Source organism: Aeromonas sp. MR16 (assembly GCF_022549315.1).
Classification (GTDB): Bacteria; Pseudomonadota; Gammaproteobacteria; order Enterobacterales; family Aeromonadaceae; genus Aeromonas; species Aeromonas aquatica.
On record NZ_JAKZFK010000030.1, the window covers coordinates 1 to 15,304 of the forward strand.

The 15,304-nt window shown below is 57.7% G+C and carries 15 protein-coding genes and 6 tRNA genes; 2 read left to right on the forward strand and 19 right to left on the reverse strand.

Going from position 1 to position 15,304, the window contains the following annotated elements; all coding sequences use genetic code 11:
• Positions 1-46: 46 nt before the first annotated feature.
• The 19 genes from MM194_RS17825 to ruvA form a co-directional block, all read right to left on the reverse strand.
• Positions 47-122 (reverse strand) — tRNA-Val (locus MM194_RS17825).
• Positions 123-142: 20 nt separating this feature from the next.
• A tRNA-Lys gene (locus MM194_RS17830) sits at positions 143-218 on the reverse strand.
• Between the two features lie 46 nt (positions 219-264).
• Positions 265-340, reverse strand: a tRNA-Val gene (locus MM194_RS17835).
• A 20-nt stretch (positions 341-360) separates the two neighbouring features.
• A tRNA-Lys gene (locus MM194_RS17840) sits at positions 361-436 on the reverse strand.
• Between the two features lie 45 nt (positions 437-481).
• Positions 482-557, reverse strand: a tRNA-Val gene (locus MM194_RS17845).
• A gap of 32 nt (positions 558-589) precedes the next feature.
• Positions 590-665: transfer RNA gene (locus MM194_RS17850), tRNA-Lys, on the reverse strand.
• Positions 666-839: 174 nt separating this feature from the next.
• Positions 840-1,643 carry a tol-pal system protein YbgF gene (ybgF, locus tag MM194_RS17855; protein ID WP_033130715.1) on the reverse strand — a complete coding sequence of 268 codons (804 nt, stop codon included), beginning with the start codon at positions 1,641-1,643 and terminating at the stop codon, positions 840-842.
• 234 nt (positions 1,644-1,877) lie between these two features.
• Positions 1,878-2,402 (reverse strand): peptidoglycan-associated lipoprotein Pal, encoded by a 525-nt coding sequence (gene pal, locus MM194_RS17860; RefSeq protein WP_033130714.1) that lies wholly within the window; start codon positions 2,400-2,402, stop codon positions 1,878-1,880.
• Between the two features lie 50 nt (positions 2,403-2,452).
• Complete coding sequence (tolB, locus tag MM194_RS17865; protein WP_033130713.1) at positions 2,453-3,778, reverse strand: Tol-Pal system beta propeller repeat protein TolB; 1,326 nt, start codon at positions 3,776-3,778, stop codon at positions 2,453-2,455.
• A 94-nt stretch (positions 3,779-3,872) separates the two neighbouring features.
• A complete protein-coding gene (gene tolA / locus MM194_RS17870; RefSeq protein WP_241344307.1) occupies positions 3,873-5,003 on the reverse strand; it encodes a cell envelope integrity protein TolA in 1,131 nt (376 codons plus the stop codon).
• A gap of 5 nt (positions 5,004-5,008) precedes the next feature.
• Positions 5,009-5,455 carry a protein TolR gene (tolR, locus tag MM194_RS17875; RefSeq protein ID WP_005331545.1) on the reverse strand — a complete coding sequence of 149 codons (447 nt, stop codon included), beginning with the start codon at positions 5,453-5,455 and terminating at the stop codon, positions 5,009-5,011.
• The gene (gene tolQ, locus MM194_RS17880) at positions 5,455-6,144 is read right to left on the reverse strand and encodes a protein TolQ (protein WP_042639137.1); all 690 of its coding nucleotides are present in this window, start codon (positions 6,142-6,144) and stop codon (positions 5,455-5,457) included. Before tolQ ends, tolR begins: the two co-directional genes overlap by 1 nt.
• Entirely contained in the window at positions 6,134-6,541 is a 408-nt protein-coding gene (gene ybgC / locus MM194_RS17885) for a tol-pal system-associated acyl-CoA thioesterase (protein WP_033130710.1), read from the reverse strand. The genes tolQ and ybgC overlap by 11 nt, the downstream gene beginning before the upstream one ends.
• A 240-nt stretch (positions 6,542-6,781) precedes the next feature.
• Positions 6,782-7,093 carry a cyd operon YbgE family protein gene (locus MM194_RS17890; RefSeq protein ID WP_241344308.1) on the reverse strand — a complete coding sequence of 104 codons (312 nt, stop codon included), beginning with the start codon at positions 7,091-7,093 and terminating at the stop codon, positions 6,782-6,784.
• Positions 7,080-7,196, reverse strand: a complete 117-nt coding sequence (gene cydX, locus MM194_RS17895) for a cytochrome bd-I oxidase subunit CydX (protein ID WP_033130708.1) — start codon at positions 7,194-7,196, stop codon at positions 7,080-7,082. Before cydX ends, MM194_RS17890 begins: the two co-directional genes overlap by 14 nt.
• A 14-nt stretch (positions 7,197-7,210) precedes the next feature.
• Positions 7,211-8,347 carry a cytochrome d ubiquinol oxidase subunit II gene (gene cydB, locus MM194_RS17900; RefSeq protein ID WP_033130707.1) on the reverse strand — a complete coding sequence of 379 codons (1,137 nt, stop codon included), beginning with the start codon at positions 8,345-8,347 and terminating at the stop codon, positions 7,211-7,213.
• 12 nt (positions 8,348-8,359) lie between these two features.
• Positions 8,360-9,916 carry a cytochrome ubiquinol oxidase subunit I gene (gene cydA, locus MM194_RS17905; protein ID WP_241344309.1) on the reverse strand — a complete coding sequence of 519 codons (1,557 nt, stop codon included), beginning with the start codon at positions 9,914-9,916 and terminating at the stop codon, positions 8,360-8,362.
• Between the two features lie 943 nt (positions 9,917-10,859).
• Positions 10,860-11,879, reverse strand: coding sequence for a Holliday junction branch migration DNA helicase RuvB (ruvB, locus tag MM194_RS17910; RefSeq protein ID WP_033130705.1), 1,020 nt, complete (start codon positions 11,877-11,879; stop codon positions 10,860-10,862).
• A 60-nt stretch (positions 11,880-11,939) separates the two neighbouring features.
• Positions 11,940-12,554 carry a Holliday junction branch migration protein RuvA gene (gene ruvA, locus MM194_RS17915; protein ID WP_033130704.1) on the reverse strand — a complete coding sequence of 205 codons (615 nt, stop codon included), beginning with the start codon at positions 12,552-12,554 and terminating at the stop codon, positions 11,940-11,942.
• A gap of 365 nt (positions 12,555-12,919) precedes the next feature.
• On the opposite strand from ruvA, the gene MM194_RS17920 reads away from it, so the two are divergent.
• The gene (locus MM194_RS17920) at positions 12,920-13,297 is read left to right on the forward strand and encodes a hypothetical protein (protein WP_241344310.1); all 378 of its coding nucleotides are present in this window, start codon (positions 12,920-12,922) and stop codon (positions 13,295-13,297) included.
• A 229-nt stretch (positions 13,298-13,526) separates the two neighbouring features.
• The gene (locus tag MM194_RS17925) at positions 13,527-15,251 is read left to right on the forward strand and encodes a proline--tRNA ligase (protein ID WP_241344311.1); all 1,725 of its coding nucleotides are present in this window, start codon (positions 13,527-13,529) and stop codon (positions 15,249-15,251) included.
• The last annotated feature ends 53 nt before the right edge of the window (positions 15,252-15,304 follow it).

The window sequence follows — 15,304 nt, forward strand, 5'->3', positions numbered from 1 at the left end:
GCTCTACCGACTGAGCTAACGACCCATCTAAATCATTTTTAAAACATGGTGGTCGTTACTGGGCTCGAACCAGTGACCCCCTCCTTGTAAGGGAGGTGCTCTCCCAGCTGAGCTAAACGACCTGGGAACTCTGTGATCAAGATGGTGGGTCGTGTAGGGATCGAACCTACGACCAATTGATTAAGAGTCAACTGCTCTACCGACTGAGCTAACGACCCATCTTGAACCTGTCACCAACCGCATGTGGCGGGCAGTGTTAAAACATGGTGGTCGTTACTGGGCTCGAACCAGTGACCCCCTCCTTGTAAGGGAGGTGCTCTCCCAGCTGAGCTAAACGACCTGGGAACTCTGTGGTCAAGATGGTGGGTCGTGTAGGGATCGAACCTACGACCAATTGATTAAGAGTCAACTGCTCTACCGACTGAGCTAACGACCCATCTTGAACCTGTCACCGACCGCATGTGGCAGCCCGTGTTAAACATGGTGGTCGTTACTGGGCTCGAACCAGTGACCCCCTCCTTGTAAGGGAGGTGCTCTCCCAGCTGAGCTAAACGACCTGGGAATTCTGTCTTCACCCACAGTGAAGAAATGGTGGGTCGTGCTGGATTCGAACCAGCGACCAATTGATTAAAAGTCAACTGCTCTACCGACTGAGCTAACGACCCTCACCACGACCAGGTCCGAGTGCACTGCTGCACCGGCTCTGACGGCGGCCTATATTACGGATTTATCATCCTGGCGCAATAGAAAATTCTTAAATTAAATCTGTTTGCTCACTGCGCGTACAAAGCGGTGCCGTATTTACAAGACTGTTACGAAAACAGTGACCTACAGCAATGCTACAACTTGCTCAGACTCTGCTTGGCCAACTGGGCCGGCGAGGTGTTGGGGTACCCCTTGATCACCTGCTCATAGAACGCCTTGGCTTCCGCCTTCTTGCCATCGAGTTGTGCCAGCATGCCGAGTTTCAGCAGGGCATCGGCTCGCTTGGGCGACTTGCTGTACTTGTTCGCGACCGTGGAGAACTGGGCCGAGGCACCGGCTCTGTCGCCCTTGTTGAACATCAGCTGGCCAAGCCAGTAATGGGCATTGGGCACATAGCTGGAGTTCGGGAACTGCTTGATGAACCCTTCGAAGGCGGGAATGGCCTTGTCGTAGTTCTTCTCCTTGAGCACCATGTTCACGGCGGCGTCGTAGGCCTGGTTCTCGTCCTGATTGGTCGAGTAATTGGCCGCGGCGGCTGGAGCCGTGGTAGAGGCTGCCGGGGTCGCGGGCGCAGCGGCAGGCTGGCTGTTCGCCACCTTGTCGAGCTCCTGATAGAGCTGGCGCTGGCGCTCCTGGGACTGCTCCATCTGATAGGTTTGCTGTTCCAGCTGACCGCGCAGTTCGGAGACCTCCCCTTGCAGGGAATCCACCTGTTGCTGCAACTCGGCCTGCAGGCGCAGACGGGCATTGAGGGTGCGCTCCAGCAAGGCGACTCTGTCTTCCAGGCTGCCTGTGGGCACGATGGCGCCATTGTTGCCACTGAGGGCCACGGCGCTGCCGCTGTCGCCACTGAGATCGCTCACCGGTGCAGCCGCTTGAGCATTCAGCGCCACTAACACGGCCATCACAATAGTCGCTTGCTTGTACACAGATTTCATTCGGATCAAACCTTAGCGTTTAGTGCAAATAAAACGGCCATCGCAATAGTCGCTTGTTTATACACAAATTTCATTCGGATCAAATCGGTAGCCTCGGTGTATATAAAACGGCCATCGCAATAGTCGCTTGTTTATACACAAATTTCATTCAGATCAAACCGATAGCTTCAGTGTAAATAAAACGGCCATCGAAATGGCCGCTTGTATATACACGAATTTTGTTCGGTTCAAGCCTTAGTAAACCAGGACCGCGCGGCGGTTCTTGGCAAAGGCGTCCTCGGTGTGGGACAAGTCCAGCGGCTTCTCTTCGCCATAGCTGACGATGGAGAGCTGCTCGGCCTGCACACCCAGGGTTTGCAGATACTTGGCAACGGCCTTGGCACGACGCTCGCCCAGAGCGATGTTGTACTCCGGAGTACCGCGCTCATCGGCGTGGCCTTCGATCAACACCTTGACGGACGGACGCTCACGCAGGTAGCTGGCATGGGCATCCAGCAGGTCGGCGTACTGGCCCTGGATGTCGTAACCGTCGTACGGGAAGAAGATCACGTTGTCGCGTTGCAGAGCTTCGAACTTCTGACGCATCTGCTCTTCCGGGGACAACATGCCGTTGGCGCCACCGGTTTGTACACCGCCCATGCCGTCGGTCATGCCAGACTCGGCACCAGCGGCGTCGGAGTCGGAAGAAGAACTACAGGCAGCCAGGGTGAACAGTGGCAGTGCGATGGCCAAACCCTTGAGCAGTTTATTGAGTTGCATGCTATTTCCTTAAACCTTTATAACAAAACAAAAAACAATCGATTTTTTTATCAATTCAAGAAGGGCGACCAAGCTGGTGCACGAATTTCACCGCTACTGGTCGGAAGCACAGCCTTGAAACGACCGTCGGTCGAGACCAAAGCCAGACTTTTACGACCCTGATAGATGGTGGCATAGATGATCATGCTGCCATTGGGAGCCACACTTGGCGACTCGTCCAGAGCACTCTGAGTCAGAACCAACATGGCGCCGTTTTCCATATCCTGGCGAGCGATGCGATATTGTCCCTGAACCCGGGTCACCATCACCATGGACTTGCCGTCCGGCGTGATGGATGCCCCCTGATTGGAATCCCCTTCCCAGGTCATCCGGCGAGTGACGCCAGTCGCCAAATTTACGCTATAAATCTGGGGTTTGCCACCACGTTCAGAGGTGAATAGCAAAGTTTGACCGTCCGGCATCCAGGAGGGTTCGGTGTCGATGGTGCGGTTATTTGTGACTCGAGTGAGTTGCTTGCTAGCCACATCAATGACATAGAGATCAGGCTGCCCATCTTTGGACAATACGATAGCCAATCGGCGACCATCCGGTGACCATTCCGGGGCACCATTGATGCCACGGAAGCTGGTGATCAGGCTGCGCTGCTGGTTATAGATATCCTGCACATAGATCTCGGATTTCTGGTTTTCGAAGCTGACATAGGCCAGCTTGCTGCCATCCGGTGACCAGGCCGGGGACATCAGCGGCTCACGGGAGCGCAGCAAGGTCTTCTCGTTGTAACCGTCATAGTCGGAGATACGCAGTTGATACGGGAACTGGGTGCCTTGCTGGACGGAGACATAGGCCAGTCGCGTCAGGAAGGCGCCACGCTCACCGGTCAGACGCTCGTAGACGATGTCGGAGATGCGGTGGGCGAACTGGCGCATCTGGGCACCCGGGATGGTCGCCATGCGGCTGTCCAGGATGTACCCATTGCTCTCACCGCCCTGGGTCTTGGCCAACTGGCCCTTGAGCACGTCAACCAGCTCAAAGTTGATCTTGTAGGTGCCATCGCCTACGGCGGCGACGGTACCGACCACCACGGCTTCGACGCCCTGGGAGGCCCAAGGGGCGAAGTTGATCTCGCCACTGGTGCTCGGGGTCTGCGGCATCTGACCACGGGCCAGCGGCTTGAACTTGCCGCTGCGCATCAGGTCGTTGGAGACCACCTCGGCGATATCCTGTGGCAGTTGGCCATTGCCTTCCCACTTGAAGGGCGCAATCGCGATGGGTCTTGCGCTGTCAATACCGCCGGTGATGACGATGTCCAAGGCCGCCTGAGCGCTCTGGCCCAGCAGAAGGCAGCCAACCAAAGCAAAAAACACTTTTCTTATCATGGCTTAAATACTCTGTTCCAATAAAAATTGAGAGGTGAAATTCCTTTATCAGCAGACCCTGCCAACCACAGTCAATGACCCCGTTCTACCACACCTAGATGTTCGGTTCTAACTTGAGGTTAAACTCCTTCAACATCTCGAACGCCGCCGGATCCTTCGGCACCGGCAGCTGATTGGCCTTCAGCACGGCCGCCTTGCCGGAGCGACAAACCGCCGGGTCGCCCTGGCCGTTGTCCACCGAGATGACGAAACCGGTACTGGCCAATTTGACACCGATAGTACAGGTTTTACCCCGCATGGTGGGATCCAAAATCATATAGCGCTCGACCGTCGCCTTGATGAGGGCCGCATACTTGTCGACCTCACCCTTGGCTGCCGCCGAGGCGGCCTGGCTACGAGAATTGGCCTCAGCCTCCAGCTGCTGCTGCATCATGGCTTCCATCTCTTTTTGCAGCTTGGCCTCCTCGGCTGCCTTGCGCTTGCGCTCGGCATCGATCTTGGCCTTCTTGTCAGCCTCGGCCTTCGCCTTCTTCTCTGCGTCAGCTTTTGCCTTCTTGGCGGCCTCGTCCGCAGCCTTTTTATCGGCCTCAGCCTTGGCCTTCTTGTCAGCTTCCGCCTTGGCTTTCTTCTCCGCCTCGGCCTTGGCTTTCTTGTCGGCGTCGGCCTTCTTGGTCGCATCCGCCTTGGCTTTATCGTCGGCCTGCTTCTTCTCGAGCTCTTCTTTCTTTTTCTTCAGCGCCAGCGCCTTGGCCAACTCGGCCTCCTGACGCTTGGCTTCGGCCTGCTTGGCCTTCTGCGCATCCAGCTTGCGGGCGTCCTCGGCTTTCTGGGCCTGCTCCTCCGCCTGCTTCTGCTCGGCGACTTTCTTCTGCTTCTCGGTTTCCGCCTTGCGAGTGGCCTCCTCGGCCTCCTTGCGCTTGGTCTCGGCAACGCGCAGACGCTCCTGCTCCTGCGCCAGCTCACGCCGGGCCTGATCGGCGTCTTCCTTGTCCTTCTCCTTCTGCTGCTGTGCAGCCTTGGGTTGCGCCTTCTTCTGCTGCTGGATCTGCTGTGCCTGCTGTTCCAGGAACTCGCTGTCCAGCATCACCGCATTGACGATCTCCCCCTTGGACTCGGGGCGCTTGGGTTTACTGAAGTCGACCCCGACCAGCAATATGATGCCGATGATCAGGTGCAGCAGCAGCGACGCGATGAGATAACCGGAAATACCACGCTTCACATCCATCTCCGTCAGTTCACCGGATCCGTCATCAGGCCAACCTGAGGCACGCCGGCTTTCTTGAGGGCGACCATCAACAGGATCACCTCTTCATAGCGCACGGACTTGTCACCGGCCACCACCACGGGGGCATTCTGGTTGATGGCCAGATAGCCCATGGCCTTCTCGGTGATGTATTGCTGCATCGCCTCGGGCGTACCGCTCGGTACCGGCTCGTCATCCGCCTCACCGGCCTTGATGACATATTCGCCTTCGGTATTGACGCTGACGATGAAGGGGGGCTTGGCATCCTCGGGCAACTGCTCCGACTCCGCCTGGGGCAGGTCAACCTTGACCCCTTGGGTGATCACCGGCGTCACCGCCATGAAGATGATGAGCAGCACCAGCATGACGTCGATATAGGGCACCACGTTGATCTCGGCCACCTTCTTGCGCCGGATCCGCTGATAGGTTTGCATTACTTCTCACCCTGCTGCTGTGCGATCTGGCGGTTCAGAATGGTGGTGAACTCGTCCATGAAGTTGGCGTAGGCGTTTTCCAGCCGCTCCACCTTGTTGGTGAAACGGTTGTAGAAGATGACCGCCGGGATGGCCGCGAACAGACCCATGGCGGTGGCGATCAGCGCCTCCGCGATACCGGGTGCCACCATCTGCAGGGTCGCCTGCTGCACCTGACCCAGGGCGATAAAGGCGTTCATGATGCCCCAGACGGTACCGAACAGGCCGATATAGGGGCTGATGGAGCCGATGGTCGCCAGTACCGGCAGATTGGACTCCAGCTCGTCCACCGCACGGGACAAGGAGACCCGCATGGCGCGATAGGTACCGTCCATCACCGCATCCTGGCCACGAGCGCCGGCCTTGAGCAAACGGGCATACTCCTTGAAGCCGGAGTAGAAGATGTCTTCCATGCCTTCGATGTCATCGCGACGGGAGGAGGACTCCTGATAGAGACGATTGAGGTCCACCCCGGACCAGAATCTGTCTTCAAACTGCTCGGAGGCCAGGTTGGCGGCCTTGATGGCCTTGGAACGCTGGAAGATCAGCGCCCAGGAGACGACCGACATGCCCATCAGGGTCATCATGACCAGTTTGACCAACAGGCTGGCTTGCCAGAACAGACCAATAAACGAAATTTCAGCGTGCACTTAACAGCACTCCCTTGATTTTTTCAGGTATCGCGACAGGTTTCATTTGCGGATGACTGACACAGGCTATCTGTACCATGGCCTGGGTGATCAGTCGTCCATCAGCCGCCAGGATCCGTTGCGAAAAGCGCATGGAAGCGCGTTTCACTTCAGTCACTTGCGTCATTACGGTCAGCAGTTCATTGAAGCGGGCCGCAGAGCGGAAATCGATCTCGGTGCGACTCACCACGAAGGCGAGCCCCGCCTGCAACAGGACATCTTGTTCGATGCCACCGGCGCGCAGGAATTCGGTACGAGCCCGTTCCATAAACTTGAGATAATTGGCGTTGTAGACGATGCCTCCGGCGTCGGTGTCTTCGTAGTAGACACGCACCGGAAACTCAGAGACTTCCCCCATAAAAATCTGTGATCCATTCGACAGTCAGATGGGGGGCTATCATAGCGCAGGGCTGAATAGGAAAGAAGCAGGGGGAGACAGGGAAATCCCATCTCCCCCCGTTTTTATGGCAGGCAATAACTCATGGTCAATCAGAACCTGCATAACAGACCTGGCTGGGTGAACCGGGGGGTAAGCGGGTCGCCGACTGGCGTTGTAAAAGCAGGAGGGAGGCAGATAACTGTCTGCCTCCCTCCATTTTTATGACAGGAAATAGCCTTGGGTCAACCAGAGCCCATACAACAGACTGGGCAAGGCGAGCCAAGGGAAAAACAGGACTCGACCGATGAGACTGCGGGGATGGAACCCCAGTCCGTGCATCACGCCGCAACAGACCGCCCACATCAGCCAGGGCGCGAGCATCAGCCCGTGCCCGCTGGTGTTGGCGGCGATCAGGTTCGACGCCTGCAAGATGGCGACGCCCAGCAGGGCCGCCGCCAGCAACATCAGTCCCTGCCATGGCTGGCGCTCCAGGGGAGCGGCCAGCCGGGCAAGTCCGTCACTTATTTTCATCGATCTGACGATCCAGGTTCTCGGTGTGCTCCAGCCAGAGCGCGTTGATGATCCCAAACGCGCAAGCCAGCAACAAACCCAGGATCCAGGTGAAATACCACATATCAGGGCACCTTCTTAGTAGAGCGATTGTTGGTTGTCTTCGATGTGCTTGTTACTCACCCGGCCAAACATCTTGATGTAGGTCCAGAGGGTATAGGCCAGCACGGTCGGGACGAAGATGGCCGCGACGACCGTCATCACCTTGAGGGTGTTGAAGGAGGCGGTGGCATCCCACATGGTCAGACTCTGTGAGGGTTCCAGGCTGGAGGGCATCACGAACGGGAACATGGAGAAGCCCGCCGTCAGTATGATGCCGGCAATGCCTAAGGAGGAGCACAGGAACGCCAGCCAACCCTTGCCCAGCTTGGCCACCACGGCGGTCAGCAGGCTCATCACCAGACCCAGTACGGGGGCGGCGATCATCCAGGGATAGAGGTTGTAGTTCTGCATCCAGGCACCGGCCTGCACCACCACTTCCTTATGGAGCGGGTTGGTGACAGCGTCGGTGGCCATGTTGCCCACGATCACATAACCGTCCATGCCGCTCACCCAGACACCGGCCAGCGCGAAGCAGACCAGGGTCAGCAGGGAGAAGATCATGGCGGCGGTGCGGGAGCGAGCCAGCACTTCCCCTTCGGTCTTCATCATCAGCCAGGCGGCGCCCTGGGTCACGATCATGAACAGGCTGACCAGACCGGCCAGCAGGCCGAACGGGTTGAGCAGGCCGAAGAAGTTGCCGTGATAGGTCAGCATCAGGAACTGGTTGAAGCTGAACGGTACCCCTTGCAGCAGGTTGCCGAACGCCACCCCGAAGATCACCGGCGGCACTGCGCTGCCGATAAACAGCGCCCAGTCCCAGCTGGTACGCCATTGGGAGCCTTCCATCAGGGAGCGGTATTTGAAGCCGACCGGACGGAAGAACAGGGCCATCAGGGTCAGGATCATGGCGATGTAGAAGCCGGAGAAGGCCGCCGCATAGACCATGGGCCAGGCCGCGAACAGGGCTCCGCCCGCCGTCACCAGCCAGACCTGGTTACCTTCCCAGTGCGGGCCCATGGTGTTGAGCATCACCCGACGCTCAACATCCTTCTTGCCGACGAAGGGAAGCAGGGCACCCACCCCCATATCGAAACCGTCGGTGATGGCGAAGCCAATCAGCAGGACGCCGACCAGCACCCACCAGACCAGACGCAATAATTCGTAATCAAACATGGGATCCTCTCCTTATGCCTTGCTCTGTTCGAAGTGGTACTTGCCCGTTCTCAGACTGCTGGGGCCCAGGCGCGCATACTTGAACATCAGGTACATCTCGATGACGAGCAGCACCGTATAGAACAGGCAGATCCCGATCAGGGAGAACCAGATCTCGGACGCAGGGATATTGGATGCGGAGACCGAGGTCGGCAGCATCTCGGCGATGGTCCAGGGCTGACGACCGTATTCCGCCACGAACCAGCCACACTCGATGGCGATCCAGGGCAGCGGGATCCCCCACAGCAGGCTCTTGAGCAGCCACTTGCGCTCACCGATGCGGTGACGGGTGCTGTCGTAGAAGGCGATGCCGATCAGCAGCAGCATGGCGATGCCACAGGCCACCATGATGCGGAACGCGAAGAACAGCGGGGCCACCTGCGGGATGGAATCATCCACAGCAGACTTGATCTGCTCGTCAGTCGCGTCGGTCACGTTGGGGGTGTAGCGCTTGAGCAGCAGACCGTAGCCCAGATCCTGCTTCACTTCGTCGAAGCGGGCGCGGGTATCGTCGGACTTGTCACCGGATTGCAGCTTGGTCAGCAGGTCGTAGGCGACCATGCCGTTACGCACGCGCAGTTCGTGCTCGCTCTTCAGATCCTTGAGGCCAGTTACCTGGGTATCCAGGGAACGGGTGGCGATGATGCCGAGGGCATAGGGGATCTTGATGGCGTAGTCGGTGCGCATCTCCTCCTGATTCGGGATACCGAACAGGGTGAAGGAGGCCGGCGCCGGCTCGGTGTTCCACTCGGCTTCGATGGCCGCGAGTTTCACCTTCTGCACTTCACCCGTCTCATAACCGGACTCGTCACCCAGCACCAGCACGGAGAGGATGGAGGCCATGCCAAAGGCGGCGGCGATGGCGAAGGAGCGACGGGCGAAGGCCACATCACGATTCTTCAGCAGGTAATAAGAAGATATACCCAGCACGAACATGGCGCCCGTGGTGTAGCCGGCCGCGACCGTGTGGACGAACTTGACCTGAGCAACCGGGTTGAACACCAGATCGGCGAAGCTCACCATCTCCATGCGCATGGATTCGAAGTTGAACTCGGCACCAACCGGGTTCTGCATCCAGCCGTTGGCGACCAGGATCCAGAGCGCGGAGAGGTTGGTCCCGAGCGCCATCAACCAGGTGGCAGCCAGATGCTGGCGCTTGCTGAGGCGATCCCAACCGAAGAAGAACATACCGACGAAGGTGGACTCCAGGAAGAAGGCCATCAGCCCTTCGATGGCCAGCGGAGCCCCGAAGATATCGCCGACATAGTGGGAGTAGTAGGCCCAGTTGGTACCGAACTGGAACTCCATGGTCAGCCCTGTGGTGACCCCGAGGGCGAAGTTGATCCCGAACAACTTGCCCCAGAACTTGGTCATGTCCCGGTAGACAGTGTTGTTGGTCATCACATAGACAGACTCCATGATCGCCAGGATGAAGGCCATCCCCAGCGTCAGGGGTACAAACAGGAAGTGATAAAGGGCCGTCGCGGCAAATTGGAACCGCGATAGGTCTACCACATGCTCAGCAATCATGATGTTTCCTCACCGATTATTGGCACGGCTATTTTAAGTTTTAAGGACAATGCTTCCGTTGGAAGTCCCCGAATGGTCGGTCATAACTCGGTTGATACCGATGACCAGATTCGAATGCCACCACATTAACAACAAGGCAATATACAAGAACAAAAAAAGCTAATGTTTAACATCTGGTAAACATTAGTGGTGATTCTATTCCCGCCTATAATGACCGCTGTTTTATATCACCTTTATTTGATTGAAATCAATGTAAAACCATCACCAATACATGCCTTTTTGGGGCAACTTAAAGATCGATAATCACTAATTATGAGAGCTTGCTCACAAAAAACATCAAGTCATAACTGATTGATTTAAATCAATTTTAAATAACATCAGATTAGTTTCAATTCTGTTAAAAAAATAAAACTCTTGAGTATTTACGGCCTCATCAACTCGATATTTACAAAATCGCACAGGCCACCCTTCTTTCAATTTAAAACCAACAAAAACACATGTTTATGCTTGACGACGCCCAAAAACATTAATTACTTAATCTAATCTGAAACGCATAGAATTTCTTGTTTGTCCGGCCTGGGAAGAGCTCCTACAATGCGCCTCGCAGTGAGGGCATACCTCTGGATACAGGCCGGTCAATCTGGGTTCCCGGTACGTATTCGATGAACATTTCGAACCTGTTTGTTGGGATTAATGATGAAAAAGTTTGTTGCCAAGACCATACGTTACTACAAGCTTTCGTTCGTTCAGCTCTATCAAATGAACCGACTCTGAGGCCTCGCGACGGCTCCTTTGTTTTTTTCCCGGCCTGTCTCCAGACGCGCTCACTGTCTGTGAACATCCATCCTGAATTGTCTTTGCCCACCGCCTGTGCCGTGGGCTTTTTTTTGTCAGAATAGTAAAAAACCGCCCCTGGAGGCGGTTTTTGTTCAATCAGCTGTGTTTATCCTTCTTCCGGCCGTTGCAGGCCGAAGTGGGCATAGGCTCTGGGGGTCGCCAACCGCCCTCTGGGAGTGCGCTGCAAATAGCCCTGCTGGATGAGATAAGGCTCCAGCACATCCTCTATGGTGTCTTTCTCTTCCCCTATGGCCGCCGCCAGGTTGTCGAGGCCAACGGGGCCACCCATAAACTTGTCGATGACAGCCAACAATAGCTTGCGGTCCATGAAGTCGAACCCTTCGTTGTCCACGTCCAGCATGTCCATGGCACGAGCCGCTATGGATCCGTCTATCCGGCCATCGGACTTCACCTGGGCGAAATCCCGCACCCGTCTTAACAAGCGGTTAGCAATACGCGGCGTGCCACGGGAGCGGCGGGCCACTTCCAGTGCCCCATCCCCCGACATCTCGAGTCCGAGGCAGCGGGCGCTGCGCGCGACTATGTCGGTGAGATCCTTGACGTTGTAGAACTCCAACCGCTGGACGATACCGAAACGGTCCCGCAGCGGGCTGGTCAGGGAGCCGGCCCGGGTGGTGGCGCCGATCAGGGTGAAGGGAGGCAGATCCAGCTTGATGGAGCGGGCGGCCGGGCCCTCCCCTATCATGATGTCGAGCTGGTAGTCCTCCATGGCCGGATAGAGCACCTCCTCCACCACGGGGCTGAGACGGTGGATCTCGTCGATGAACAGCACATCGTTCGGCTCGAGGTTGGTGAGCAGCGCCGCCAAGTCCCCGGCCTTCTCCAGCACCGGGCCCGAGGTGGTCTTGATATTGACCCCCATCTCGTTGGCCACGATATTGGCGAGCGTGGTCTTGCCAAGGCCGGGCGGGCCGAAGATCAGCAAATGATCGAGCGCTTCCCCGCGCTGGCGCGCCGCCTCGATGAAGATCTCCATCTGGGCGCAGACGGGATCCTGACCGGTGTAATCCGCCAGCTTCCTGGGACGGATGGCCCGATCGATGACCTCATCTTCACGCCCCCCGCCGATGGCGGTGGCCGAGATAAGACGATCCGCTTCAATCATGCATAACCCCACGCACACCGAAGATCGAGACAGGGCGAGCTGCTTGATTCATGTTCATCCTCACACCAGGCTACGCAGGGATTCACGGATGATCGACTCAACCGACATCCCATCCTTGGCCACCTTGCTAACGATCTGGCTCGCCTGCTGCGGCTTGTAGCCGAGTGCCACCAGGGCACTGGCTGCCTCTTCGCTCGCATCGGGGGCGCGCAGCTGGCTCTCCTGGGCGGGCAAGCTGATGGCGGCGGGGGAGAAGAGATCGTGGCTGACCCAGCCCTTGAGACGGTCTTTCATCTCTACCACCAGTCGCTCGGCGGTCTTCTTGCCCACGCCGGGCAATTTCACCAGGGAGCTTATCTCCTCGCGCTCGACGCTCAGCACGAACTGGGTGGCCGTCATGCCGGAGAGAATGGCCAGCGCCAGCTTGGGGCCGACCCCGTTGGTCTTGATCAGCTCGCGAAACAGCGCCCGCTCCTGCTTGTGATTGAAGCCATAGAGCAGCTGGGCGTCTTCACGCACCACGAAGTGGGTGTGAAGGGTCGCTTCCTTGCCAAGCTCGGGCAGATCGTAGAAGCAGCTCATGGGCATCTGCACCTCATAGCCCAGGCCCCCGACCTCGATCAACACCTCAGGGGGATTCTTCTCAATCACAACGCCTCTCAAGCGACCAATCATGTTCTCTTCCTCGCCACGCAGACTCTTTCAAATTGGGTCATAGCATAAAGAATAACTGGATAAGTATCCAGCATAGGGCGGCAGGCCCATGGTATCCCCGCCCCGCGCGATCGGCTTCCTCCCCGGCTTATTCCCAATCGGGAGGAAAATCCCCCTGATCCGCCCCTGCCCGGCAACCCCAAGGCGGATCCGGTTCAACCATCATCTTTAATTCATTTAAATTCAAAGCATTACAAAAAACATCGTCAATTGGACCTGACTATATACCTCTGGCTGACTAGTCTGAATCCGCCAAAGAGATCTGAATGAGGCTCAATGGTTTTCCTTCACCTTTGTCACGCGCAGCACAGCGCAAGGAGAGCAAGATGGCTAATGGACAAATCAGTTTTTGGGAAGGCAATGGCGCCACTCAGGATCAAGTCGGCAATACCCTCAGCGGTGGTGCGAGTTACAACATCAACTGCAAGAGCGGAGACCATGGCTTTAGCAACGATGAAGCCCGCTCCCTGAAGCTGGAGGGTCTTCCTGGCATCACCCTGATCAAGGTCTATGACAGCCCTTCAGCCAGTACCGACGATGACTGGGCCCAGATCCTGGTCAAGGGCCCCATTGCCGACTCCGTCATCGTCAGCAGTTTCAACAGCAGCGCCAATCTGGACGGTGGCAACGTGGTCGTTACCAGCCATTACCATAATGGCCTGGATGGCAAGGTATCGAAGATCATGATCGACTACCTTGGCTAAGTCAGGTCCCCTCCTCTGAACAGGGCGGCCTGCCCCCAGGCCGCCCTGTTGTTATTCTGCCTTTTTCTTTCATCACCTGCTCACAAGCACAGGCCGTTACTCACGAATAGCGCGTATTCGTTCTCTATCGCGAACAGATAATCGCATTAGGGCAGTGACCCATGTTAAAATTCCGCCCTTGAATTTATCCAGGGCCAGGCGGCCCGTCCCACGTTTAAGGTCCATCGCGATGCGTACCAGCCAATATCTGCTTTCCACTCTCAAGGAAACCCCCTCCGACGCGGAAGTCGTCAGCCATCAGCTGATGCTGCGCGCCGGCATGATCCGCAAACTGGCCTCCGGCATGTATGCTTGGCTGCCGTCCGGCCTGCGGGTACTGAAGAAGATCGAGAACATTGTTCGCGAAGAGATGAACAATGCTGGTGCCATCGAAGTCTCCATGCCGGTGGTGCAACCGGCCGAGCTGTGGCAGGAGTCCGGCCGCTGGGACGACTACGGCCCCGAGCTGTGCCGTCTGACCGACCGCCACAACCGTCCCTTCGTGCTGGGCCCGACCCACGAAGAGGTGATCACCTCCCTGATCCGTTACGAGGTGAACAGCTACAAGCAGCTGCCCCTCAACCTCTACCAGATCCAGACCAAGTTCCGCGACGAGGTCCGTCCCCGTTTCGGCGTGATGCGCGGTCGCGAGTTCCTGATGAAGGATGCCTACTCCTTCCACATCAACAAGGAATCGCTGATCGAGACCTACGAACGGATGCATGCCGCCTACTGCGCCGCCTTCACCCGCATGGGCCTGAACTTCCGTCCGGTGCAGGCCGATACCGGCTCCATCGGGGGCACCGGCTCCCACGAGTTCCAGGTGCTGGCCGAGAGCGGTGAAGATCTGATCGCCTTCTCCGACAGCTCCGACTACGCCGCCAACATCGAGATGGCCGAGGCCCTTGCACCGGCCGGTGAGCGCGCCGCAGCCACCTTGGTCCTGACCAAGGTCGCCACCCCGAATGTGCACACCATAGATGAAGTGGCCGCCTTCCTGAGTGTCGCGCCGGCTGCCATCGCCAAGACCCTGCTGGTGCTGGCCGAGGCGGACGAGCACGGCCAGCAGGCCGTCATCGCCCTGGTGCTGCGTGGCGACCACGAGCTGAACGAGATCAAGGCCGAGAAGCTGCCGGGTGTCGCCAACCCACTGACCTTCGCGAGCGAGGAGCAGATCAAGGCCGCCGCCGGCTGTGACGCTGGCTCCATCGGTCCGGTCGGCTTTGCCGGTCGCATCATCGCCGATCGAAGCGCCGCCCATCTGGCCGATTTTGTCTGCGGCGCCAACGACACCGGCTTCCACCTGACCGGTGCCAACTGGGATCGCGACATCGCCACCTATGAAGTGGCCGATCTGCGCAACGTGGTGGAAGGCGACCCCAGCCCCTGCGGCCAGGGCACCCTGCTGCTCAAGCGCGGTATCGAAGTGGGCCACATATTCCAGCTGGGTACCAAGTACTCCGAGGCCATGAAGGCCAGCGTGCTGAACGAGGGCGGCAAGTCCGTCACCATGGAGATGGGTTGCTACGGTATCGGGGTCTCCCGTCTGGTGGCTGCCGCCATCGAGCAGAACAACGATCAGTACGGCATCATCTGGCCGGACGCCATAGCCCCGTTCGAAGTGGCCATAGTGCCGATGAACATGCACAAATCCGAGCGCGTCGCCGAGCAGGCGCAACAGTTCTACGCCGAGCTGAAGGCCGCTGGCGTTGACGTGCTGTTCGACGACCGCAAGGAGCGTCCGGGCGTGATGTTCGCCGACATGGAGCTGATCGGAATCCCGCACGCCATCGTCATCGGCGAGCGCGGTCTGGACAACGGCGTGGTGGAGTACAAGTGCCGCCGCTCCGGCGAAAAGCAGGAAGTGGCGATCAACGACATCGTCGCCCTGCTCAAGGGCAAGCTGGGTCGCTAATAGCGCCTGCTAACTCTGCTTTTCGTTTTCGATAAAAGGCCCCGGGTGTGAAT

What these genes read in the sequence shown, in the direction of transcription:
- tolA (WP_241344307.1), bottom strand. Translation starts at nt 5,003, where the DNA reads ATGGATGTGAAGCGTGGTATTTCCGGTTATCTCATCGCGTCGCTGCTG.
- tolR (WP_005331545.1), bottom strand. Translation starts at nt 5,455, where the DNA reads ATGCAAACCTATCAGCGGATCCGGCGCAAGAAGGTGGCCGAGATCAAC.
- MM194_RS17890 (WP_241344308.1), bottom strand. Translation starts at nt 7,093, where the DNA reads ATGAAAATAAGTGACGGACTTGCCCGGCTGGCCGCTCCCCTGGAGCGC.
- ybgC (WP_033130710.1), bottom strand. Translation starts at nt 6,541, where the DNA reads ATGGGGGAAGTCTCTGAGTTTCCGGTGCGTGTCTACTACGAAGACACC.
- cydA (WP_241344309.1), bottom strand. Translation starts at nt 9,916, where the DNA reads ATGATTGCTGAGCATGTGGTAGACCTATCGCGGTTCCAATTTGCCGCG.
- ybgF (WP_033130715.1), bottom strand. Translation starts at nt 1,643, where the DNA reads ATGAAATCTGTGTACAAGCAAGCGACTATTGTGATGGCCGTGTTAGTG.
- MM194_RS17920 (WP_241344310.1), top strand. Translation starts at nt 12,920, where the DNA reads ATGGCTAATGGACAAATCAGTTTTTGGGAAGGCAATGGCGCCACTCAG.
- ruvB (WP_033130705.1), bottom strand. Translation starts at nt 11,879, where the DNA reads ATGATTGAAGCGGATCGTCTTATCTCGGCCACCGCCATCGGCGGGGGG.
- cydX (WP_033130708.1), bottom strand. Translation starts at nt 7,196, where the DNA reads ATGTGGTATTTCACCTGGATCCTGGGTTTGTTGCTGGCTTGCGCGTTT.
- pal (WP_033130714.1), bottom strand. Translation starts at nt 2,402, where the DNA reads ATGCAACTCAATAAACTGCTCAAGGGTTTGGCCATCGCACTGCCACTG.
- cydB (WP_033130707.1), bottom strand. Translation starts at nt 8,347, where the DNA reads ATGTTTGATTACGAATTATTGCGTCTGGTCTGGTGGGTGCTGGTCGGC.
- tolB (WP_033130713.1), bottom strand. Translation starts at nt 3,778, where the DNA reads ATGATAAGAAAAGTGTTTTTTGCTTTGGTTGGCTGCCTTCTGCTGGGC.
- MM194_RS17925 (WP_241344311.1), top strand. Translation starts at nt 13,527, where the DNA reads ATGCGTACCAGCCAATATCTGCTTTCCACTCTCAAGGAAACCCCCTCC.
- ruvA (WP_033130704.1), bottom strand. Translation starts at nt 12,554, where the DNA reads ATGATTGGTCGCTTGAGAGGCGTTGTGATTGAGAAGAATCCCCCTGAG.